This window comes from Pseudomonas sp. TAA207 (assembly GCF_001529285.1).
Lineage (GTDB): Bacteria > Pseudomonadota > Gammaproteobacteria > Pseudomonadales > Pseudomonadaceae > Aquipseudomonas > Aquipseudomonas weihenstephanensis.
The window spans coordinates 49,442-71,418 of record NZ_LLWJ01000052.1 but is presented as its reverse complement, the minus strand read 5'-3'; the positions used below and the strand labels follow the sequence as shown (position 1 = coordinate 71,418).

18 protein-coding genes are annotated in these 21,977 nt (G+C 59.3%); 16 read left to right on the top strand and 2 right to left on the bottom strand.

Annotated elements, in window-relative coordinates; translation table 11 throughout:
• The first annotated feature begins 42 nt into the window (after positions 1–42).
• Positions 43–363, top strand: a complete 321-nt coding sequence (locus AP059_RS03755) for a hypothetical protein (RefSeq protein ID WP_059761893.1) — start codon at positions 43–45, stop codon at positions 361–363.
• Positions 364–405: 42 nt separating this feature from the next.
• Here the strand turns inward: AP059_RS03755 and AP059_RS03750 are convergent, their stop codons facing one another.
• Positions 406–1,533 (bottom strand): polysaccharide deacetylase family protein, encoded by a 1,128-nt coding sequence (locus AP059_RS03750; RefSeq protein WP_059761894.1) that lies wholly within the window; start codon positions 1,531–1,533, stop codon positions 406–408.
• 230 nt (positions 1,534–1,763) lie between these two features.
• Between AP059_RS03750 and yaaA the strand changes: the two genes are divergently transcribed.
• The 15 genes from yaaA to AP059_RS03675 all read left to right on the top strand — a co-directional run bounded on the left by yaaA (position 1,764) and on the right by AP059_RS03675 (position 21,007).
• Positions 1,764–2,543, top strand: a complete 780-nt coding sequence (gene yaaA / locus AP059_RS03745; RefSeq protein WP_048363235.1) for a peroxide stress protein YaaA — start codon at positions 1,764–1,766, stop codon at positions 2,541–2,543.
• A gap of 703 nt (positions 2,544–3,246) precedes the next feature.
• A complete protein-coding gene (locus tag AP059_RS03740) occupies positions 3,247–4,563 on the top strand; it encodes a nucleotide sugar dehydrogenase (protein ID WP_048400125.1) in 1,317 nt (438 codons plus the stop codon).
• Between the two features lie 90 nt (positions 4,564–4,653).
• Complete coding sequence (alg8, locus tag AP059_RS03735) at positions 4,654–6,135, top strand: mannuronan synthase (protein ID WP_048363233.1); 1,482 nt, start codon at positions 4,654–4,656, stop codon at positions 6,133–6,135.
• Between the two features lie 35 nt (positions 6,136–6,170).
• Complete coding sequence (locus tag AP059_RS03730) at positions 6,171–7,340, top strand: alginate biosynthesis protein Alg44 (protein WP_048363232.1); 1,170 nt, start codon at positions 6,171–6,173, stop codon at positions 7,338–7,340.
• Positions 7,341–7,342: 2 nt separating this feature from the next.
• Positions 7,343–8,848, top strand: coding sequence for an alginate biosynthesis TPR repeat lipoprotein AlgK (algK, locus tag AP059_RS03725; protein ID WP_218186551.1), 1,506 nt, complete (start codon positions 7,343–7,345; stop codon positions 8,846–8,848).
• Complete coding sequence (locus AP059_RS03720) at positions 8,845–10,317, top strand: alginate export family protein (protein WP_059761895.1); 1,473 nt, start codon at positions 8,845–8,847, stop codon at positions 10,315–10,317. Before algK ends, AP059_RS03720 begins: the two co-directional genes overlap by 4 nt.
• A 26-nt stretch (positions 10,318–10,343) precedes the next feature.
• On the top strand, positions 10,344–11,915 hold the full coding sequence (algG, locus tag AP059_RS03715; RefSeq protein WP_059761896.1) for a mannuronan 5-epimerase AlgG: 1,572 nt from the start codon (positions 10,344–10,346) through the stop codon (positions 11,913–11,915).
• A gap of 11 nt (positions 11,916–11,926) precedes the next feature.
• Complete coding sequence (locus tag AP059_RS03710; RefSeq protein ID WP_059761897.1) at positions 11,927–13,375, top strand: alginate O-acetyltransferase; 1,449 nt, start codon at positions 11,927–11,929, stop codon at positions 13,373–13,375.
• Between the two features lie 8 nt (positions 13,376–13,383).
• Complete coding sequence (locus AP059_RS03705) at positions 13,384–14,502, top strand: mannuronate-specific alginate lyase (RefSeq protein ID WP_059761898.1); 1,119 nt, start codon at positions 13,384–13,386, stop codon at positions 14,500–14,502.
• Between the two features lie 161 nt (positions 14,503–14,663).
• Positions 14,664–16,103 (top strand): MBOAT family O-acyltransferase, encoded by a 1,440-nt coding sequence (locus AP059_RS03700; RefSeq protein WP_059761899.1) that lies wholly within the window; start codon positions 14,664–14,666, stop codon positions 16,101–16,103.
• A 12-nt stretch (positions 16,104–16,115) separates the two neighbouring features.
• Entirely contained in the window at positions 16,116–17,294 is a 1,179-nt protein-coding gene (locus AP059_RS03695) for an alginate O-acetyltransferase (RefSeq protein ID WP_059761900.1), read from the top strand.
• A 31-nt stretch (positions 17,295–17,325) separates the two neighbouring features.
• The gene (locus AP059_RS03690) at positions 17,326–17,982 is read left to right on the top strand and encodes an alginate O-acetyltransferase AlgF (protein WP_059761943.1); all 657 of its coding nucleotides are present in this window, start codon (positions 17,326–17,328) and stop codon (positions 17,980–17,982) included.
• A 108-nt stretch (positions 17,983–18,090) separates the two neighbouring features.
• Positions 18,091–19,542, top strand: coding sequence for a mannose-1-phosphate guanylyltransferase/mannose-6-phosphate isomerase (locus AP059_RS03685; protein WP_059761901.1), 1,452 nt, complete (start codon positions 18,091–18,093; stop codon positions 19,540–19,542).
• Between the two features lie 147 nt (positions 19,543–19,689).
• Positions 19,690–20,154, top strand: a complete 465-nt coding sequence (locus AP059_RS03680; RefSeq protein WP_059761902.1) for a hypothetical protein — start codon at positions 19,690–19,692, stop codon at positions 20,152–20,154.
• 28 nt (positions 20,155–20,182) lie between these two features.
• Positions 20,183–21,007: an SDR family oxidoreductase gene (locus AP059_RS03675; protein ID WP_059761903.1), complete on the top strand. Its 825-nt coding sequence runs from the start codon at positions 20,183–20,185 to the stop codon at positions 21,005–21,007.
• Between the two features lie 14 nt (positions 21,008–21,021).
• Here AP059_RS03675 and AP059_RS03670 read toward each other — a convergent pair whose 3' ends face one another.
• Positions 21,022–21,906 (bottom strand): LysR family transcriptional regulator, encoded by an 885-nt coding sequence (locus AP059_RS03670; RefSeq protein ID WP_059761904.1) that lies wholly within the window; start codon positions 21,904–21,906, stop codon positions 21,022–21,024.
• Between the last annotated feature and the right edge of the window lie 71 nt (positions 21,907–21,977).

The following is a 21,977-nucleotide window of genomic DNA, read 5'->3' as shown; positions in this document are numbered from 1 at the left end:
CGCGCCAATACGCCGACCGCGCTCATACAAAAGGACGACGCTATGACCCCTATTTCCAAAACGCTCGAACAGATGCTGCTGGAGATCTATAAAGACGACAGAGTTTCATTTACCGAGTTCAGGCAACTGCGCGACAGTGCCGACGAACGTATGGACAGGGTTATCGAACACTTTGGTCAACACAACAATATGACGGCCTTTCAAAAGTCGATGGACGTGACCATGCAACTGCTGCAACTGTCGGTCATTGACGCTAAAAACGGCAAACTGTCTGACACCGGCGAAGCCATCGTCAAAGACGCCATCACCGCCCAGGTCGAATACCTGCGTGCAGGCAGCGAACTGGCGCTGCGGCTTTTGTAAGACTCTTCACTGCCCGCCCTGATCCAGTGCGGGCTATCGACGCTACGGCTGAGCCAGCGCCGAACACTCCTGCCACCCCAGCCCGCTTTGCGCAGTGGCTTTCATCAGCCAGGGCAATGCGCTACGCACCTTGCTTTGAGTGTCGTGAAAGCTGATCACGCCGTGGCGCCATAACAGCATCAGGCTCAATACGCGTTGCGCAGACTGTTCAGCACTCAGGCTGCCGGCCAAGTCCTGGGAGTCAATGTTCCACAGCGCCACCTGCATGCCTTGGGCCTCAAAAAAAGCCCCGCTGTCGGCGCGGCGATGCCCGTAGGGCGGCCGGAATAAAGGCACGTAATTGTCGGGCAATACTTTTTTGACCAGCGCCGAGCTGCGCACAATCGAATCTTGCCAGTCGGTCCAATGGCTATGCGAGCGGTACTCCCAGCCTTGTACTCCTACGCATTGCCCTTTGTAGAGCGCTTGCAGTGCCTGCATGGACTGTTTGTCCAACCGCGCCTGAACGCTGTTACCCAAGACAAAAAACGTCGCACTCACCGATTGCTTGCGCAGATAGTCAGTCAACCAATCGGTGGTGCCTGGCAGCTGAGTAGGACCACTGTCGAAGGTCAGCATAAACAGTCGGTCATTCATACCGCCGCCATTGAACTCACGGTCGCTGAACAGCTCGATTTCGCTGCCGATTTGCGGGAACAGCGCAGCAAGGCGCAACTGCTCATCCAGGTAGCTGCGGTGAAACTCGGCACTCGGTTCAGCCCAATCGACGTAGAACGAGTCAGGGGCGATTTCAAACTTGCCTGCTTGCTCACGCAAGCTGTCCATGCCGTCCACGTAATAACAGAACGAGGCATCCTGATCGCAGCTTTGCTGGGCGAAGTTGTAATTGGCCAGCAGACGCTGCCACATACGCTGACGGACCGTATCAACCGCGTCCATGTTGATGATTTTCAAGCCCAGCCGCTGGCTGAGCGCACGTTCGTCCAGCGCTTCACTGCTCAACAGGGCATGGGCGAAGGTCAGAATTTCTGCCCGTGACGCCACATCAAACAGCACCGGGCTGATCAATTGCTCGGGCCATGTGCTGCGATCCAGCGTCGCTGGCTCAGTGGGCGCAGCCACCGCGCTCAGGCACACCAGCCAGGCCGACAAAAAAAGAGCAATACGCACGGGTCAATCTCCCTGTAAAAACTGTGCGCACTATAACCTGCAACCCGGAAAATACCTGTAGTCGCTGCCGCAGGCTGCGATAGCGCAGCAAAACCTGCTGCCATCCATTGCAGCCCCGCCCCTCGACGGCGACGACTCAATCGCGCGGCATACGTGCTATCAGCGTGATAGGTGGAGTCAAACCGCCCAACCCCCTAGAATCCCTCCCACGCTAAAAGGAGACGATACCCATGCTGATGGTGATTTCACCCGCTAAAACCCTCGACTATGAGACGCCGCCGGCCACCCAGCGCTTCACTCAGCCGCAATACCTGGATCATTCCCAAGAGCTGATCGGGCAACTGCGCGAATTAAGCCCGCAACAGATTGGCGAGCTGATGCACCTGTCCGACAAGCTGTCCGGCCTTAACGCCGCACGCTTTGGCTGCTGGACCCCGGCCTTCACGCCCGACAACGCCAAGCAAGCATTGCTGGCCTTCAAGGGCGATGTGTACACCGGACTGAATGCCGTGGATTTCAGCGAAGCGGACTTTGACTACGCGCAAACCCATCTGCGCATGCTCTCCGGGCTATATGGCCTGCTGCGCCCGCTGGACCTGATGATGCCTTATCGCCTGGAAATGGGCACCAAGCTGCAAAACCCGCGCGGCAAAGACCTCTATGCCTTTTGGGGCACGCGCATCAGCGACTGGCTCAATGAAGCACTGGCCGAGCAAGGCGATGACGTGCTGCTCAACCTGGCCTCCAACGAGTACTTCTCGGCTGTCAAAAAGTCAGCCTTGAACGCGCGCATCATCAACACCGAATTCCGGGACTTTAAAAACGGCCAGCACAAAATCATCAGCTTTTACGCCAAAAAAGCGCGCGGCATGATGAGTCGTTTCGTGATCAAGGAACGCATCAACGACCCTGAGCAGCTCAAGCAATTTGACGCCCAGGGTTACTACTACAGCGCCGAACACTCCAAACCGGACCTGTTGGTCTTCTTGCGCGATCACACCCCCGAATAAACCCCCGCCTTTTTGACGCCCTCGGCCTGATCGAGGGCGCGTCGCGCTGTGAACCCCTTCACACTCTCGCCCGAACAGCCAAATAATTGACGCCAAAAATACGACTTGAAATTTCCATGAACATAAATTCACTAGACAAATGTGACTTTTTTTCATAGTGGCACCTAATTTTTTTATCAGTAGTGGCACTTAACTATCTACGCCGACGAACGCCCTTAAATTAAAGGACGAAACCTTAAGTGCTATCAATATGGAACCAGTGCCATCTTTTTCCATTTTGTTAATTTTCGTCGAAAACGGGATAAACGGCCCGGAACTATGTTTGGTACGACCGCTCATACAACCCGTAACGATTCTTACAGAGTTTGTGAGACATCACTTACAACGATAAACCTAACTTTCAGGTTTTATCCGCTGCACTCAGGCCCAGGCAAAGGTGATCGAAATCCAGCTATAACCCTTTGTTTATAAAGGCTAAAAAATAAGAAACATCGCGGCGCACAGCGCCCGCCCAAGGCCGTCCCCATCATCTGACATGCCTTAGTAATAGTGATGAGCTGCACTTTAACTGTGCAACTTTCAACAACTTGAAACTTAACGATGCCTGCACTGGGCATTGCGGCTTATATGCGCCGTAGTTCCCTGTGCGCCCACACTTTAAGTCCGGTCATTAATTGGCCTATACACGACAGAGGTAATTGCGATGCGCATCAGCATATTTGGTTTGGGTTACGTCGGTGCAGTGTGCGCCGGTTGTCTTTCCGCTCGCGGCCATGAAGTCATCGGCGTTGACATCTCACAAGACAAGATCGACCTGATCAACCTCGGCAAGTCGCCCATCGTTGAACCGGGGCTTGGCGAACTGCTGGCCCAAGGCATCCAGAACGGCCGTCTGCGAGGCACCACCAACTTTGCATCGGCCATTCGCGAAAGCGACCTGTCGATGATTTGCGTCGGTACGCCGAGCAAGAAAAACGGCGACCTGGAGTTGAACTACATCGAAGCCGTGTGCCGCGAAATCGGCGCCGTACTGCGCGATAAAACCTCGCGCCACACCATTGTGGTACGCAGCACCGTGTTGCCGGGGACCGTGAAAAATGTGGTGATCCCGATCCTCGAAGAGTGCTCGGGCAAAAAAGCCGGCGTCGACTTCGGCGTCGCGGTCAACCCTGAATTCCTGCGTGAAAGCACGGCCATTGCCGACTACGACCAGCCACCGATGACCGTGATCGGTGAACTCGACACAGCCTCGGGCGATGTCCTGCAATCGCTGTACGAAGAACTCGACGCGCCGATCATCCGCAAGGACATCGAAGTGGCCGAGATGATCAAGTACACCTGCAATGTGTGGCACGCCACCAAAGTTACGTTCGCCAACGAGATTGGCAACATTGCCAAGGCCGTCGGCGTTGATGGTCGCGAAGTCATGGAGGTGGTGTGCCAGGACAAAACCTTGAACCTGTCGCAGTACTACATGCGCCCCGGCTTTGCCTTTGGCGGCTCCTGCCTGCCCAAAGATGTGCGTGCCCTGACTTACCGTGCCAGCTCGCTGGACGTGGACGCCCCGTTGCTCAACTCGCTCATGCGCAGCAACGTGTCGCAAGTGCAAAACGCGTTCGACATCGTCGCCAGCCATGACAAACGCAAAGTTGCCCTGCTCGGTTTGAGCTTCAAGGCCGGGACTGACGACCTGCGCGAAAGCCCGCTGGTGGAACTGGCCGAAATGCTGATCGGCAAGGGGTTTGACCTGAGCATCTACGACACCAACGTCGAGTACGCCCGCGTTCATGGTTCGAACAAAGACTACATCGAATCAAAAATCCCCCACGTCTCCTCCCTGCTCAATTCGGATTTCGACGCGGTGATCAACAACAGCGACGTGATCATTTTGGGTAACCGCGACGAGAAGTTCCGCGCACTGGCCCAAAACGCGCCGCATGGCAAACAGGTCATCGACCTGGTGGGCTTCATGTCCAAAGCCACCTGCACCGTAGGCCGTACCGAAGGCATCTGCTGGTAACACGCCGCCCACTGCAGGCACTGGCGCAGGCTGCGCCAGTGCCTGCAGAGCTTGTGCACCACAGCCTTCATGCTCACACGGAACCTCATTATGCTCAGGCTAAAACACGGCCTTCTTCAAGCCGCCGGTTGGCTGTTTTACCTCACGTTGTTGATGGGCCTCGCGCTGGCGCTGCCAACATCGACCTTCGACGCCGAGTCGAAAAACTTTATTTTCCTGATTGGCGCCGTGGGTATCTGGCGCTACTCAATGGGTGCCACGCACTTTTTGCGCGGCATGCTGTTTTTATATGTGGTGTACCCGCATCTGCGACGCAAGGTGCGCAAACTGGGCAAGGCCGCTGACCCTTCCCATGTATTTTTGATGGTCACCAGCTTTCGTATCGACGCACTGACTACCGCTCAGGTGTACAGCTCGGTCATTCGCGAAGCCATTGACTGCGGCCTGCCCACCACCGTGGTCTGCTCGCTGGTTGAGATGTCCGATGAGTTGCTGGTCAAGAGCCTGTGGGAGCGAATGAACCCGCCAGAGCGGGTCAAACTCGACTTCGTGCGTATCGCCGGCACCGGCAAACGCGACGGTCTGGCCTTCGGTTTTCGCGCCATCTCACGCCATATGCCGGACAGCCGCGCCGTGGTTGCCGTGATCGACGGCGACACCGTGCTGGCACCCGGCGTAGTACGCAAAACCGTGCCCTGGTTCCAGTTGTTCGGCAACGTCGGCGGCCTGACCACCAACGAATTCTGCGAAGTGCGCGGCGGCTACATCATGAGCGAGTGGCACAAACTGCGCTTCGCCCAGCGCCACATCAACATGTGCTCGATGGCCCTGTCCAAACGCGTGCTGACCATGACCGGACGCATGTCGGTGTTCCGCGCCAACGTGGTGACTGACCCCGACTTCATCGCCGACGTCGAAAGCGATTCGTTGCAGCACTGGCGTCTGGGCCGTTTCAAGTTTTTGACCGGCGACGACAAATCCAGCTGGTTCAGCCTGATGCGCCTGGGCTACGACACTTTTTATGTGCCTGACGCAGCCATCCACACCGTGGAGCACCCGCCGGAAAAAAGCTTCATCAAGGCCAGCCGCAAACTGATGTTCCGCTGGTACGGCAACAACCTGCGCCAGAACGCCCGCGCCCTGGGCCTTGGGGTCAAACGCCTCGGCCTGTTCACCAGCGTGGTGCTGTTCGACCAGCGCGTGTCGATGTGGACCTCGTTGCTGGGGCTGACGGTTGCACTGATTGCCAGCCTCAAATACGGCATCACGTTCCTCATCGCTTACCTGCTGTGGATCGGCATTACCCGCCTGATTCTGACCCTGCTGCTGGCCTGCTCGGGACACACCATCGGCCCGGCCTACCCGGTGATTCTTTATTACAACCAGATCGTCGGTGCGCTGGTGAAGATCTACGTGTTCTTCCGCCTCGATCAACAGTCCTGGACCCGTCAGGACACCAAATTGACCCGTGATCTGGCCAGCTTTCAACGTTGGTTCAACACCTGGTCGTCTCGAACCATGACCTTCTCAGCCGCCAGCATCTTTGTGGCCGTGCTGCTGACGATGGTCTGAACCGACACGATCGAATTAACCAGGAACAAGACCTTATGAACACTCAAGTAAACACCAACGTTGTCCACGAATCCGAAGCCCAGCGCCAACACGCACGGGTCAAAATCCCGGCCAAATTACGCTTTACAGGCAAAGACCGCACGCCGATGGACGTCAACATCATCGACCTGTCAGCGGGCGGCCTGAGCTTCTACGCGGCCAATCAGCCACTGAGCGTGGGCGAAGTCCATAAAGGCCGCTTGCAGTTTGTGATCGACAACCTCGGTCTGGCGATGGACGTCGATCTGCTGGTGCGCAACGTCGACCGACAGTCCGGGCGGGTCGGCTGCCAGTTCCAGAACCTCGACCAGCAAGACATCTCGACCCTGCGTCACCTCATCACCTCGCACCTGAGCGGCGACCTCGTGACGATGGGCGACGTGCTCGCCACCTTGCAGCGCGATAACTTCACCAAGGCGCGCAAGGTCAAGGACGGCGGCAGCGGTATGACCCCGTTCGGGCGCATGAAGGCCGTGGTGTTGAGTGCGGGCGTATTTGTCGTCGGTCTGGTGGCGTTCGGGTTTGTCGTCAAATCGGTGTACGGCCTGTATTTCGTCACCCACGCGCAGTCGGCGCTGGTCAGTGTGCCGGGCATGAACATCACCATGCCGCGTGACGGCACCGTGCAAAGCCTGGTCAAGGACGACAATCTGGCAGCCAACGGCGCGCCCATTGCCACCTTCAGCACCAGCATGCTGGACGTGCTTAAAGGCCATCTGGACGAAAACCAGTTACAGCCGGCCAATATCGAAACGCTGTTTGGCAAGCAAATGACCGGCACCCTGACCTCGCCGTGTGACTGCGTCGTCGCCGAGCAAGTGGTTGCCAACGGCCAATACGCCAGCAAAGGTGACGTGATCTTCAAACTGGTGCCGCGCACCAGCGAAGCCAACATCGCCGCGCGCTTCAGCTATCGCCAGTTTGACAACGTACTGCCCGGCACCCCGGTCAACTTCAAAGTCGCCGGTGAAGACTACCTGCGCACCGGCAAGATCATCAGCAGCACCAGCCTCAACAGCGATGACCTGTCCTCGGACATCCGCGTGCAGATCAAGCCCGATGCACCGCTGGACAGCGCCCTTGCCGGCCGCCCGGTGGACGTGCGCAGCGACCGTGGCCCGTCGATGAACTGGCTGATCAGCAAAGCCTCGGCGGCAGGTCTGTAACCATGAAAAACTCATTCCCGGTAGTCGCTGGCGCAGGCTGCGATCCCGAGCCAGGCGCTCGCCAACCACGCGACGGTTTTTTTCGCATTCACAGCGGTTTCGCAACCGCTCGCAGCCTGCGGCAACGACTACAAGGGCCAGCGCTTTGCTTGTTGTCCCTCGCACTCGCCGGTTGCGCGGGCCTGCCCGATCAGCGGCTGGCCAATGAAGCCTTGAAAAACGGCGACACCGCCACCGCACAGCGTAACTATCAGGCACTGGCGGATTTGGGTTACACCGAAGCGCAGGTGGGGCTGGCCGATATCTGGATGCAAAGCCCGGACGCCGAGCAGTTGAAACAGGCCGAAGCCACGTACCGTGAAGCCGCAAAAACCTCGCCCCGCGCTCAAGCGCGCCTGGGGCGTCTGCTGGCCAGCAAACCCGGCGCTACCGAGGCCGAGTTGCACGAAGCGCAAGCCCTGTTGCAGCAAGCCTTTGCCAATGGCGACGCGAGCAGCCTCACGCCGCTGGCGATGCTGTATTTGCAACACCCGCAAAGCTTCCCCCAGATCAATGCCCAGCAGCAAATCAGCCAGTGGCGCGCTGCAGGTTATGCGCAAGCAGGCCTGGCCCAAGTGGCGCTGTACCGCCTCGACGGTACGTACGATCAGCATCTGGATGAAATCGCATCCATCTGCCGTCAGGCGCTGTCCGCCAACGACAGTTGTTACGTCGAGCTGGCCACGGTGTATCAGAAACAAGGCAACACCCAGCAGCAGGCCGAGCTGATCCAGCAACTGCAAAGCGCTTACAGCCGTGGCAGCGCCTCGGCGCAAAAGGTCGATGGCGTGGCCCGCGTGCTGGCCGATGCCACCTTGGGCACCCCCGACCCGGACACCGCCAAGTCGCTGCTGGAACGCATTGCACCGGCCTTCCCCGCAGCCTGGGTCAGCCTTGCGCAGCTGCTCTATGACTTTCCCGATCAGGGCGACGTCGCGCAGTTGCAGGAATACCTGGACAACGGTCGCGCCGCCGACCAGCCGCGCGCCGAACTGTTACTGGGCAAGCTCTATTACGACGGCAAATGGCTGACCCCGGACGCGCAAAAAGCCGAAGCGCACTTCCTGCGCGCCGTGGACCAGGAAGTGGCTGCCGATTACTACCTTGGCCAACTCTACCGTCGCGGTTACCTGGGCCAGGTGTACCCGCAAAAAGCCCTCGACCACCTGCTCAAGGCCGCGCGCAACGGTCAGAACAGCGCCGATTTCGCCATCGCCCAGTTGTTCTCGCAGGGCAAAGGCACGCAGCCCAACGCCATGAACGCCTACGTGTTCAGCCAACTGGCCACGCTGCAAAACACCCCGCAAGCCAACGAATTGGCCGCCCAACTCGACGAGCAATTGCCCGCAGAGCAACGCGCTGGCGCCCAGCGCCTGCTGCAAAAAGAGCAAGCCTTGCGCGCCACCCTGAGCCAGAACGCCGTGGCCGTACAGGCACTGCAAGCAGAAAACGGCGAGGAAGCCCTATGACCCTCAATCCTTTTGTAAAAGCCGGCATCGGCCTGACTTTCGCATTGCTGTGGTCATGCCCGACCCTCGCGGCCCTGACCGATGAAAAAAACTTCGGCCTTGAAACCAAAATCACTGCGCAATCGGAAGACGACCGTGACCTTGGCACCCGCGATGGCGGCGACGTCAACGGCATCGGTCTGGACCTGCGCCCGTGGGTGTACGGCGAACGGGGCAACTGGAGCGCCTACGCCATGGGCCAGGCCGTGACCTCCAGCGACATCATCGAAACCGACACCTTGCAACAGTCCGACCTTGAGCAAAACAGCAGCAGCGATGCGCGCAAACAAGACAAAAGCTACCTGGCCCTGCGCGAGTTCTGGGTCGGCTACAAAGGCTTTACCGCCTACCCCGGCGAACAGCTCAAGTTCGGTCGCCAACGCCTGCGCAATGACGACGGCACGTGGCGCGACACCAACATCGAAGCGCTGAACTGGACCTTCGATACCACCCTGCTCAAGGCCAATGTGGGCGCGGCTGAACGTTTTAGCGAGTACCGCACCGACCTGACCGAACTGGCCCCGGACGACAAAGACCGGCTGCACCTGTTTGGCGATATTGCCGCGCAATGGACACCCGGCCAATGGGTCGGCCTGCGCGCCCACCACAGCCAGGACGATGGTTCGCTCAAACATCAGGGCGAAGAAGTCGATGCGCTGGACAAAACCCAAAACGGCGACCTGACCTGGCTCGGTATCGAAGCCAACAGCGACGCCTATAACTACCGCAACACCCACACCGTGAATTACTGGGCCAGCGTCACCGGCATGAGCGGCACGCGCGACAAACTCGCCACCTCAACCGTGGGCGGGCGCAACATCGCCGGAGCCAAAACCCGTGACGATGTGGATGGCTGGGCCACCGATCTGGGCGTGCGTTTGCGCCTCGATCCCAACTGGCAAGTCGGCGCTGCCTATTCGCGCGCCAGTGCCAACTATCAGCAGACCGGACTTGAGAGCAACCGCTCCAACTTCACCGGCACGCGCTCGCGGGTTCACCGTTTTGGTGAGGCGTTTCGTGGCGAAATGCAAAACATCCAGAGCGCCAGCCTGTTCGGTTCATGGCAACTGCGCGACGACTACGACGCCTCGCTGGTCTACCACAAGTTCTGGCGGGTCGATGCCAGCAAGCCGATTGGCAGCAACGGCATCAATGCCGTGCAAAACAACGAAGACCCTACCAGCGGCCTGCTCTCCAGCACTTCATTACCGATGATGGATGGCAAAAAAGACCTCGGTCAGGAGATGGACCTGGTCGTCACCAAGTACTTCAAGCAAGGCCTGTTACCGGCCGCGCTGAGCCAGTCCATCGACGAGCCTTCAGCGCTGGTGCGCTTTCGCGGCGGGGTATTCAAGCCCGGCGATGCCTACGGTAAAGGCGTGGACTCATACATGCACCGCGCGTTCATTGACGTGATCTGGCGCTTTTAATGACAACGCCAACGGGAGTGCGTGACATGAATCATCCTGCCTATCGCGGCGCGATCAGCCTGCTGGCCGGCGCGCTGCTGCTGGCCAGCGCCCCGGCGTTTGCCAGCGCCGAACCGGTAAAACCGAGCGTGGCCAAAGAACTGCAACACGCCAAAACGTACACCGTCAGCACAGCGCCCACCGCCCCGCTGAATATCGCGAAACCGGCGCTGCCCGACCTCTCGGGCTACACCGCCGAGGCGGCAGCGGCCAAGATCGTGCGCAGCACCGCAGGCAAGGTCAGCGTGCGCCGCATGATGCAAGAAAACGCGCTCAAGGACTTTATCGGCGGCGACAACAAAATGGCCGAATGGGTGGTGCGCCAAGGCGGCATTCCGCAGGCGATTTTCATCGACGACGGCTATGTGAACCTCAAGGATTTGGCCAAGCGCCTGCCCAAACAGTACTTCAGCGAAACCGCGCCGGGCGTTTACCTGGCACGCTTGCCGATTGTGGTCGGGCACAAGGGCATTCTGGAAATCGACGCCAGTACCCAAGAGCTGCGCTTGTCCCAGGAAGCCGGTTCGTTTCTGGTCAACGATGGCCAGTTATTCGTGCGTGATACCCGCGTCACAGGCTGGCGTGAAAAAGCCAACGGCCCGGCCACCTTTCGCGATGCCAAAGAGTTTCGCCCGTTCCTGCTGTCGTGGGGCGGCACCGAGACGTACATCATCAACAGCAAAATGGCGAGCTTCGGCTATGCCAACAGCAAGTCGTACGGGGTGAGTATTTCCCAGTACACGCCCAACATGGCCAAGGTGGTCAAACGTGACGAACCCACCGGCTGGATTGTCGGCTCCGAGTTCTCGGACATGTGGTACGGCTTTTACTGCTACGAAACCCGCGACTTCGTGGTCAAGGGCAACACCTACCGCGACAACATCGTCTACGGCATCGACCCGCATGACCGTTCCCACGGCCTGATCATTGCTCAAAACGACGTGTTCGGTACTCAGCGCAAACACGGGATCATTATTTCCCGTGAGGTCAACGACAGCTTCATCTTCAACAACCGCAGCCACGACAACAAACTCTCGGGGCTGGTGATTGACCGTAACAGCGTCAACAACCTGATCGCCGACAACGAGATTTTCCAGAACCACACCGACGGCATCACCCTCTATGAGAGCGGCGACAACCTGCTGTGGGGCAACAAAGTCATCAACAACCGTCGTCACGGTATTCGCGTGCGCAACAGCGTCAACATTCGCCTGTACGAGAACGTGGCGATGGCCAACGGCCTGACCGGCGTGTACGGCCACATCAAAGACCTGACCGACACCGACCGTGACATTGACCTCGACCCGTTCGACGCCGAGGTGTCGCTGATCATGGTCGGCGGTGAGCTGGCCGGGAATGGCAGCGGCCCGCTGGCGATTGACTCGCCGCTGAGTATCGAGCTGTACCGGGTGTCGATGCTGGCCCCGACCAAATCCAGCGGCATCAGCTTCAACGGCATTCTGGGTGAGCGTCAGGACGAAATTCTCGACCTGATGGTGCGCCAGCAAAAAGCCGTGCTGATCGACCCCGTTGAACGCCAGACCGAATTGCGCCACTGAGGATGACTGTTATGCCCCCCCATCTGATCAAGATCTTGAGCCTGTCGGGCCTGACAGCCGCCATCCTCGGCGCAGCCGCAGGCGCACAGGCAGACGCCATTCAAGCGCCAGCCTTTACCGCCCAGGCGTGCTGCAACCTGTGCCCCGAAGCCCACGACGCCAAAAACTACACCACGCGCTATCAGCAGAACTTCACCACCCTGGTGCAGGCTGAAGGCGACTGGTTGTTCCGCACCCAAGAAGACCTGCGCACCGAGTTCGACACCACGCCTGCCGGATACAAACGCATGCAGCAGTTGCACGACGCCTTCAAAAGCAAAGGCGTGGAACTGGTGGTGGTGTACCAACCGACTCGCGGGCTGGTCAATCGCAACAAACTGATGCCCACCGAACGCGATAAGTTCGACTACGACAGCGCGCTGAAAAACTACCAGGCCATGCTCGGGCGCTTCGCCAAGATGGGCTACTACGTACCCGATTTGTCGCCCCTGACCGATGAGTCTGATGCCACGGGCAACAGCGCCCACGATTTCTACTTTCGCGGCGACCAGCACTGGACGCCCTACGGTGCCCGGCGCACGGCGAAAATCGTGGCGCAGACGGTAAAAAAAGTGCCGGGCTTTGCCGACATCCCGCAGCGTGAATTCGAAACCAAAATCACCGGGCGCATGGGCAAAACCGGCACCTTGCACAACATGGCCGGCCAACTGTGCGGCACCAGTTACGCGGTGCAGTACATGGACCAGTTCAGCACCGAGCCAAAAGGCGAAGCGGCTGACGGTGACCTGTTCAGCGACGCGGGCAACCCGCAAATCACCCTGGTGGGCACCAGCCACAGCGGCAAGAACTACAACTTTGCCGGTTTTCTGGAGCAATACATCGGCGCTGACGTGCTCAACGTCGCCTTCCCCGGCGGCGGCCTGGAAGGCTCCATGTTGCAGTACCTGGGCAGCGACGAATTCCAGAAAACCCCGCCCAAAGTATTGATCTGGGAGTTTTCGCCGCTGTATCGCCTCGACCAGGAAACCATCTACCGCCAGATGATGGCCCTGCTCGACAACGGTTGCGAAGGCAAGCCTGCGCTGATGAGCAGCAGCACCACGCTCAAACCGGGCGCAAATCAGATGCTGGTCAACAGCAGCAACAAAGACCTGCGCAACGCCAATCACCAAATCGACATCCGCTTCGCCGACCCGTCGGTGAAAACCCTGCAAGCCACGCTCTGGTACATGAACGGTCGGCACGAAGATTTGAAAATCGACAAACCGACCACGTCCGACACAGACGGGCGCTTCGCCTTTGAACTGCGTACCGATGAAGACTGGGCCAGCCAGAACCTGCTGGCCATTGAAATTCAAGGCCCGCAAGACGCGGGCGACGTACAGAAAGTCGACGCCAAAATCTGCAAACGCAACGTTTTCCCCACCTCTGCGCAGCTCAATGCGCAGGCCGGACGATGAGGTTTCTGATGCCTACTGCACCGATCAATTTGCGCACCTTGCTGGCGCCGACGTTGCTCGGCCTGGCGATGTTTGCCAGCACCGCCCATGCCGCCGCGCCCTTGCGCCCGCCCCAGGGCTACTACGCCCCGGTCGAAGCCTTCAAGACCGGCGATTTCAAAAACGACTGCGAGTCGATGCCCCAGCCGTACACCGACAAGCTGGAGTTTCGCAGCAAGTACGAAGGTTCGGACAAAGCCCGCTCGACCCTCAACGTGGCCTCGGAAAAAGCCTTTCGCGACGCAACGTCCGGCATCACCACGCTTGAGCGCGGCACCAGCAAACGCGTGATGCAGTACATGCGTGACGGGCGCCCGGAGCAGCTCGATTGCACCCTGAGCTGGCTGACTGCGTGGGCACAGGCCGACGCACTGATGAGCCAGGAGTTCAACCACACCGGTAAGTCGATGCGCAAATGGGCGCTGGGCAGCATGGCCTCCTCGTACTTGCGCCTGAAATTCTCCGCGTCGCAGCCATTGGCGCACCATGCGCAGCAAGCCCGCGAAATCGAAGCCTGGTTCAGCAAAATGGCCGACCAGGTGGTCAGTGACTGGGACAACCTGCCGTTGGAAAAAACCAACAACCACTCGTACTGGGCTGCGTGGTCGGTGATGGCCACCTCCATCGCCACCAACCGTCGCGACCTGTTCGACTGGTCGGTAAAAGAGTTCAAGGTCGGCGCTCATCAAGTCGACGCCCAAGGCTTTTTGCCCAACGAACTCAAGCGCCAGCAGCGCGCCCTCGCCTATCACAACTACGCCCTGCCGCCCTTGGCGATGATCGCCAGCTTTGCGCAGGTCAATGGTGTGGACCTGCGCAACGAAAACAACGCGGCATTGAAACGCCTGGGTGAACGCGTGTTGAGCGGGGTGAAAGACCCTGAAACGTTTGAAGCTAAAAACGGCAAAGCACCAGACATGACGGATTTGAAGATCGACGCCAAGTTTGCCTGGCTGGAACCGTTCTGCACGCTCTACACCTGCGCGCCCGAGGTGATTGAAATGAAGCGCGGCATGCAGCCGTTCAAAACCTTTCGACTGGGCGGGGACCTGACCAGGGTCTACGACCCGGCGCACGAAAAAGGCTGAAAGCGGCCCCACCCCTGACCTCTTCCGCAGGCTCAGGGGTGGGGTGAGGGTCGATCAAACGACACCCAAACCGCAAAAGATAGACGTACACCTCCCCACTTTTTCTCGGGGGGGTTGGGGGGGCTGAGCCCTTTATTGTTGGTCCACACGGAGAGGTCAGGATGGTTTTTTCATCCAATGTGTTCCTGTTTTTATTCTTGCCGGTGTTTCTCGCCCTGTATTACTTGAGCGGGCAACGCTATCGCAACCTGTTATTGCTCATCGCCAGCTACGTGTTTTACGCGTGGTGGCGCGTGGACTTTCTGGCGCTGTTTATCGGGGTCACGGTCTGGAACTACTGGATCGGCCTCAAAGTCGGTGCCGCAGGTGTTCGCACCAAACCCGCGCAGCGTTGGCTGCTGCTGGGGGTCATCGTCGACCTCGCCATTCTGGGCTATTTCAAGTACGCCAATTTCGGCGTCGACAGTATCAACGCGATGATGGGTTCGGTCGGTCTTGACCCCTTCATCCTCACCCACGTGCTGTTGCCGATCGGGATCTCGTTCTACATCTTCGAGTCCATCAGCTACATCATCGACGTGTACCGCGGTGACACCCCGGCCACCCGCAACCTGATCGACTTCGCCGCCTTTGTCGCGATCTTCCCGCACTTGATCGCAGGCCCCGTGCTGCGTTTTCGCGACCTCGCCGATCAGTTCAACAATCGCACCCATACCCTCGATAAATTCAGCGAGGGCGCCACGCGGTTCATGCAGGGTTTCATCAAGAAAGTGTTTATCGCCGACACCCTGGCGGTGGTTGCCGATCACTGTTTCGCGCTGCAAAACCCGACCACCGGCGATGCCTGGCTCGGTGCGCTGGCGTACACCGCGCAGCTGTATTTCGACTTCTCGGGTTACAGCGACATGGCCATCGGCCTGGGCTTGATGATGGGTTTTCGCTTCATGGAAAACTTCAAACAGCCTTACATCAGCCAGTCGATCACCGAATTTTGGCGGCGCTGGCACATCAGCCTGTCGACCTGGCTGCGTGACTACCTCTACATCACCCTGGGCGGCAATCGCAAAGGCACACTCATTACCTACCGCAACCTGTTCCTGACCATGTTGCTGGGCGGTCTGTGGCACGGCGCAAACATCACTTACATCCTGTGGGGCGCCTGGCACGGCATGTGGCTGGCCATCGAAAAAGCACTGGGCCTGAACACTAACCCGCGGGCGCTGAACCCGATCCGCTGGGCACTGACCTTCTTGATCGTGGTCATCGGCTGGGTGGTTTTCCGCGCCGAAAACCTGCACGTAGCCGGGCGTATGTACAGCGCCATGTTCAGCTTTGGTGAATGGTCGCTGTCGGAACTCAACCGCGCCAACCTCACCGGTTTGCAAGTCGCCACGCTGGTGGTGGCCTACCTCACGCTGGCGTTCTTCGGCCTGCGTGATCTGTACCGCAAGCCCACAGAACTGGACCTGAGCAAGGATCAAACACTGCCCGCTGACTGGTCACGTTATGCACTGCGCAGCGTGATCGGGCTGTTGTTTGTGGCCTCGATTTTCAAACTCTCGGCGCAAAGCTTCTCGCCGTTCCTGTACTTCCAGTTCTAAGGGGAGCCGACCATGAACCGAACATTACGCATCGTCTACGTCACCAGCTTCTGCGGCCTGCTACTGGGTTTGGGCGCGGTCTCGCTGCGCAGCTTTATCGGCTTTGACACGCCAGCGCAAACCACTGTGCTTAATGGCCATTGGAGCAAAGCCGTCGAGACCCATTACGACGACGAGTTCCCGATCAAGCGCCTGGGCACCAATCTGTGGGCCGCGCTGGATTTCACCCTGTTCAACGAAGGCCGTCCCGGCGTGGTGCTGGGCCGCGATCAATGGCTGTTCAGCGACGAAGAGTTCAAACCGTGGCCCAACGCGCAGCAGAACGTGGCCGACAACTACGCGCTGGTCGAAGGGGTGCGTAAAACCCTCAAAGAACATGGCGTGAAACTGGTGATGGCGGTGGTGCCGTCCAAAGTGCGCTTGTACCCCGAGCACATGGGTGAGCAGCGCCCTGCCCGCATTCATGCCGATCTGTACCGCGACTTCCACGCGCAACTGGCTGCCAGCCAGATCATCGCCCCCGACTTGCTTGGCCCGCTGCAACAGGCCAAACAGGGCGGCGCGCAGGTGTTTTTGCGCACCGATACGCACTGGACGCCAGACGGCGCGCAAGTCGCGGCCCAGCAACTGGCCGCGGCGATTGGCAGCCAGTTCCCGCTCAGTGGCGAACCGCAGCAATTTGTCACCCAAGCTCAAACAACCGAACAGCACAACGGCGACCTGGAGCGCTTCCTGCCGCTGGACCCGTTGTTCAGCCACCTGCTGCCACCGCCCGAGCCGCTGGAAAAACGCAACACCCGCGCCGCCGATACGGCCGCCGACAGTCAAGACGCGCTTTTCACCGACAGCGAAGTGCCCGTCACGCTGGTGGGCACCAGTTACAGCGCCAACCCGAACTGGAACTTCGTCGGCGCGTTGAAACAAGCGCTGCGCAGCGACGTGATCAACGATTCCAAGGACGGCCACGGGCCGATCCTGCCGATGCTCGCTTACCTGAAAAGCGATGCCTTCAAGAACACCCCGCCCCAAGTGCTGATCTGGGAGTTTCCCGAGCGTTACCTGCCCGTGGACAACGAGATCGGTGACGCCGACCCCGCGTGGGTCGCCACCTTGAAAGAAGCGGGCGCACGCCAACCGCAACTTGCACAAAACACTGCGAAATCCGAGACGCCCAACCGGGCGCAAAACTGAAAGAGAGGTTCGACTAATGACTATTAAAACCCTGCCGTTCACACCTGCTCCACGTCGTCTCGCCAAATCCTTCGCGCTGATCGCCGGCATGAGCCTGCTGTCACTGCAAGCGTGGGCCGGTGGCGATGCCGCCCTGTACGGCCCCACCGCACCAAAAGGCTCAAGCTTTGTGCGCATGTTCAACGCCAGCAATCAGCAAGTCAGCGCCACCGTGGGCAATACCGCCCTCAACGACATCGCGGCGCAAGGCAGCAGCGATTTCAGCTTCCTGCCACAGGGCGATTACAGCGCAAAAGTCGGCAGCCACAGCCTGCCCGTCAAACTGAGCGCCGATCACTACTACACGCTGGTCAACACCAGCAGCGGTCAGCCGCAACTGATCGAAGAACCGCCGTTCAAGAACAAGCAGAAATCATTGGTACGGGTGCAGAACCTGACCGACAAGGCGCTGACCTTGAAGACCGCCGACGGCAAGACCGACGTGGTCAAGGCCGTGGCCGCTCAAGGCCGTGGCGAGCGTGAAATCAACCCGGTGAAAGTCAGCTTCGCGCTGTTCGAGGGCGACAAAAAAGTCAGCGACCTCAAGCCGGTAGCCCTGGAGCGCGGTGAGGCGGCGGTGCTGTACGTCACCGGCAGCGGCAGCAACGTGTCACCGACCTGGGTCAAGCGCCCGGTTTCGACCCGCTAACCCTTTTTTGCTCTGTAGCCGCCAAGTGCTTTCAAGATCAAGAGATCGCAGCCTTGGGCGGCGCCTACAGGGAAGCCAGCAACCCATTTCAGTTTTTGGAGAGACATCATGATTCCGGTAATTCTTTCAGGTGGTAGCGGTTCGCGTCTGTGGCCTTTGTCGCGCAAGCAGTTCCCCAAGCAGTTTCTGGCCCTGACCGGCGATCAAACGCTGTTCCAGCAAACCCTGGAGCGTTTGGTGTTTGACGGCATGGACGCACCGATTGTGGTGTGCAACAAAGAGCACCGTTTTATCGTCAACGAGCAGTTGGCCAACCGCAACCTTGACACCCAGCGCATCCTGATGGAGCCGTTCGGCCGCAACACCGCACCCGCCGTGGCACTGACCGCGATGATGCTGATCAATGAAGGCCGCGACGAGCTGATGCTGGTGCTGCCGGCCGACCACGTGCTGGAAGACCAAAAAGCCCTGCAACGCGCACTGGCACTGGCCACCGTGGCAGCTGAACGCGGCGAAATGGTGTTGTTCGGCGTGCCTGCGCTCAAGCCTGAAACCGGCTATGGCTATATCAAGTCCACTGCCGATGCCTTGCTGCCCGAAGGCGTGAGCCGCGTGGCTTCGTTTGTCGAAAAACCCGATGCCAAGCGGGCCGCCGAATTCGTGAAAAGCGGCGGTTATTTCTGGAACAGCGGCATGTTCATGTTCCGCGCCAGTCGCTTCCTCGAAGAGCTGAAAAAGCACGACCCGGACATCTACGACACCTGCCTGCTGACCCTTGAACGCAGCCAGCAAGACGCCGACACCGTGGACATTGACGACGCCACCTTCGCCTGCTGCCCGGACAATTCCATCGACTATGCCGTGATGGAAAAAACCCAGCGTGCCTGCGTGGTGCCGTTGACGGCGGGCTGGAGCGACGTGGGTTGCTGGTCGTCGTTGTGGGATGTGAACGAAAAGGACGCCAACGGCAACGTCAGCAAAGGCGACGTGGTGATTCAGGACAGCACCAACTGCATGATCCACGGCAACGGCAAACTGGTGTCCGTGATTGGCCTGGACAACATCGTGGTGGTGGAAACCAAAGACGCGATGATGATTGCCCACAAGGACAAGGTTCAGGGCGTCAAACAGATGGTCAACACCTTGAACGCACAGGGCCGCAGCGAAACCCAGAACCACTGCGAGGTGTATCGCCCGTGGGGCTCGTACGACTCGGTGGACATGGGCGGGCGCTTTCAGGTCAAACACATTTCGGTCAAACCGGGGGCTTGCCTGTCGCTGCAAATGCACCACCACCGCGCCGAGCACTGGATTGTGGTATCGGGCACGGCAGAAGTGACGTGTGACGAAAATGTGTTTTTGCTGACCGAAAACCAATCCACTTACATTCCGATTGCCTCGGTACACCGCCTGCGCAACCCTGGCAAAATCCCGTTGGAAATCATTGAAGTGCAGTCCGGTAGCTACTTGGGCGAGGACGACATCGAACGCTTTGAAGATGTGTACGGTCGCTCGACGCCGATTGAGCGCGGCATTTCAATCAAGACCATTGCCCAGTAAACAGGTGATCGGGTGTGGCTGACTGTTGACCCAACCCTCGCCCACAGGGAGAGGGTTGGGTAGGGGCCGCACCTGGCGCATCACCGATTCGCCATTCCCACCTAAGCTTGAGTAGGATGTCCCTCCACTCTTTGCGAGGCGAGCGTCATGCTTATCGGCGTTCTACTGATCATCACCTGGCTGGTTCTTCTGTTGCGCTACCCGTCCAAGGCGTTGCCGGTTTCAATGGCCGCACTGGTGGGACTGGGCCTCGTGGCCGCTTCGGTCGCCTGGCTCGATCACCGTGAAGCCGAGCAACTGGCCCGCCTTGAGCTGCGTATGGTCTACGCGCCCGACCAATGCCCTGCCGATCGCCCCCTGCGCCTGACCCTGCGCAATGGCAACGACGTGCCGCTGCTCGCACTCGGCTGGCGCGTGGCCGCTTATGCGCCGGGGGACACGGTCAACCTCGCTGACAATTTGTACACCGCCCCGCGTTACCGTGGGCCGGGTGAACTGCAAGCAGGCGGCGTGTGGCAAGACTGTCTGCCAGTGCCGCCCCTGCGCACCGGTTACCGCCCGCAAACCCTCGAATTTCGTGCTGAGCGCCTGCAAGGCAGCTTTTCCAACTGATTTTTTTGCTTTGATCAAGGATGTTTTGATGCCTCTCGTGTTGATTACTGGCTGCTCCAGCGGCATTGGCCGCGCCCTTGCCGATGCCTTCAAACAGGCCGGTTACGAGGTATGGGCCACGGCCCGTAAAACGGCCGATGTGGCACAGCTCAGGGCCGACGGCTTTGTGGCGGTGCAATTGGACGTGAACGACAGCCTTGAGATCGACCGTTTGAGTGCGCGGCTCAAGCAGCATGGCAAAGGCCTGGATGTGTTGATCAACAATGCCGGCTATGGCGCGATGGGGCCCCTGCTCGATGGCGGCGTGGCGGACCTGCACATGCAGTTTCAAACCAATGTATTTTCCGTGGTCGGCCTGACACAGGCGTTGTTTGAACCGCTGCGCAGCAACCGTGGGTTGGTGGTCAATATCGGCAGCGTTTCCGGTGTGCTGGTGACGCCGTTTGCCGGGGCCTACTGCGCGTCCAAAGCCGCCGTGCATGCCTTGAGCGAGGCAATGCGCATGGAGCTGGCTCCCTTTGGTGTGCGGGTGATGGAAGTGCAGCCAGGCGCCATTGACACCTGTTTCGCGAAAAACGCCAGCGCTCAGGCCGAAGTGCACATTGGCCAAGACTCGCCCTGGTGGCCCATGCGCGAGGGGATTCGCGCACGCGCCAAGGCCTCGCAAGACAACCCCACGCCGGTCAGTGCGTTTGCCAACGCAGTGTTCAAGGCCACCCAAAAATCCCGCCCGCCTGCACTGTTGCGCTACGGCAATGGCAGCCGCGCCATGCCGCTGCTGGCTGCGCTGTTGCCGCGCACGTTGCTGCAAAAAATCTTGATGAAACGCTTTGGCCTGAACACGCCCGCATAACGCCCCTACGTTGATCAGGCATGGTTTTTCATGAAGTCGATAAACACCCGCACTTTGAGCGGCAGGTGACGGGTGTCGGGGTACAGCGCGTAAACCCCTTGGCGGGTGAAGTGCCAGTGGGGCAGCAAACGCAGCAGTCGCCCTGCGCGCAGGTCGTCTTCAATCAGCCAGTCAGGCAGGATCGCCACGCCCTGCCCGGTCAGTGCAAAAGCACGCAGCACCGACGAGTTATCGGCCTTGATCCGTGCCCTGCCCGGATTGGGCTGATAAGGCCGCACGCTGGCCGTGCCGACCTCGGTCACACTCAACTCCCCGACGCGCCCATGTTCAAGCCACGGTGTTTGCTCAAGGGCATGCACGCTGTCGATGGGCGGCTGGCCCTGCACAAAGCCCGGTGAGGCCACGGGCACAATCTCGAATGTACTCAACTGCACGGCGCGATGGCTGGAGTCCAGAATGCGGCCCAAACGCAGGGCCACGTCAAAGCGCTCGGAGATCAAGTCGGCGTGGGTCGATGAGGTCGAGAGGTGCACATTGAGGTCAGGGTGCAGGGTACGAAACACCTCCAGCGCTGGCACCACTTTGGCCAGCGCATATTCCACAGTGGTGGTAATGCGCAGCGTGCCCTTGAGTTCGGTGTGCTCGCTGCGCGCCTCGTCAATGGCGAGTTGCGCCGCTTCAAGCATGCTCAGGCAGCGCTGATAAAACCGCTCGCCCGCTTCTGTCAGGGCCAGCCTGCGGGTGTTGCGCGTGAGTAAAGTAACGCCCAGCTCAGCTTCCAGGCGTTTGATATTGAAGCTCACCACCGCCCGGGTTTGCCCCAACAAATCGGCGGCCGCAGTGAGGGAACCGGCCTCGACCACGGCTTTGAAGGTGTCGAATCGGTCAAGACTGACCATGCTGAATGCCGCCTATTGTCAAAATAATTTTGACAATCTAGCAGCGTCGGCGCCGTTCCTCCATTCGCAAA

Excerpts from the sequence above, each read along its gene's own strand:
- AP059_RS03755 (WP_059761893.1), top strand. The coding sequence starts at position 43 with ATGACCCCTATTTCCAAAACGCTCGAACAGATGCTGCTGGAGATCTAT.
- yaaA (WP_048363235.1), top strand. The coding sequence starts at position 1,764 with ATGCTGATGGTGATTTCACCCGCTAAAACCCTCGACTATGAGACGCCG.
- AP059_RS03740 (WP_048400125.1), top strand. The coding sequence starts at position 3,247 with ATGCGCATCAGCATATTTGGTTTGGGTTACGTCGGTGCAGTGTGCGCC.
- alg8 (WP_048363233.1), top strand. The coding sequence starts at position 4,654 with ATGCTCAGGCTAAAACACGGCCTTCTTCAAGCCGCCGGTTGGCTGTTT.
- AP059_RS03730 (WP_048363232.1), top strand. The coding sequence starts at position 6,171 with ATGAACACTCAAGTAAACACCAACGTTGTCCACGAATCCGAAGCCCAG.
- algK (WP_218186551.1), top strand. The coding sequence starts at position 7,343 with ATGAAAAACTCATTCCCGGTAGTCGCTGGCGCAGGCTGCGATCCCGAG.
- AP059_RS03720 (WP_059761895.1), top strand. The coding sequence starts at position 8,845 with ATGACCCTCAATCCTTTTGTAAAAGCCGGCATCGGCCTGACTTTCGCA.
- algG (WP_059761896.1), top strand. The coding sequence starts at position 10,344 with ATGAATCATCCTGCCTATCGCGGCGCGATCAGCCTGCTGGCCGGCGCG.
- AP059_RS03710 (WP_059761897.1), top strand. The coding sequence starts at position 11,927 with ATGCCCCCCCATCTGATCAAGATCTTGAGCCTGTCGGGCCTGACAGCC.
- AP059_RS03705 (WP_059761898.1), top strand. The coding sequence starts at position 13,384 with ATGCCTACTGCACCGATCAATTTGCGCACCTTGCTGGCGCCGACGTTG.
- AP059_RS03700 (WP_059761899.1), top strand. The coding sequence starts at position 14,664 with ATGGTTTTTTCATCCAATGTGTTCCTGTTTTTATTCTTGCCGGTGTTT.
- AP059_RS03695 (WP_059761900.1), top strand. The coding sequence starts at position 16,116 with ATGAACCGAACATTACGCATCGTCTACGTCACCAGCTTCTGCGGCCTG.
- AP059_RS03685 (WP_059761901.1), top strand. The coding sequence starts at position 18,091 with ATGATTCCGGTAATTCTTTCAGGTGGTAGCGGTTCGCGTCTGTGGCCT.
- AP059_RS03680 (WP_059761902.1), top strand. The coding sequence starts at position 19,690 with ATGCTTATCGGCGTTCTACTGATCATCACCTGGCTGGTTCTTCTGTTG.
- AP059_RS03675 (WP_059761903.1), top strand. The coding sequence starts at position 20,183 with ATGCCTCTCGTGTTGATTACTGGCTGCTCCAGCGGCATTGGCCGCGCC.
- AP059_RS03670 (WP_059761904.1), bottom strand. The coding sequence starts at position 21,906 with ATGGTCAGTCTTGACCGATTCGACACCTTCAAAGCCGTGGTCGAGGCC.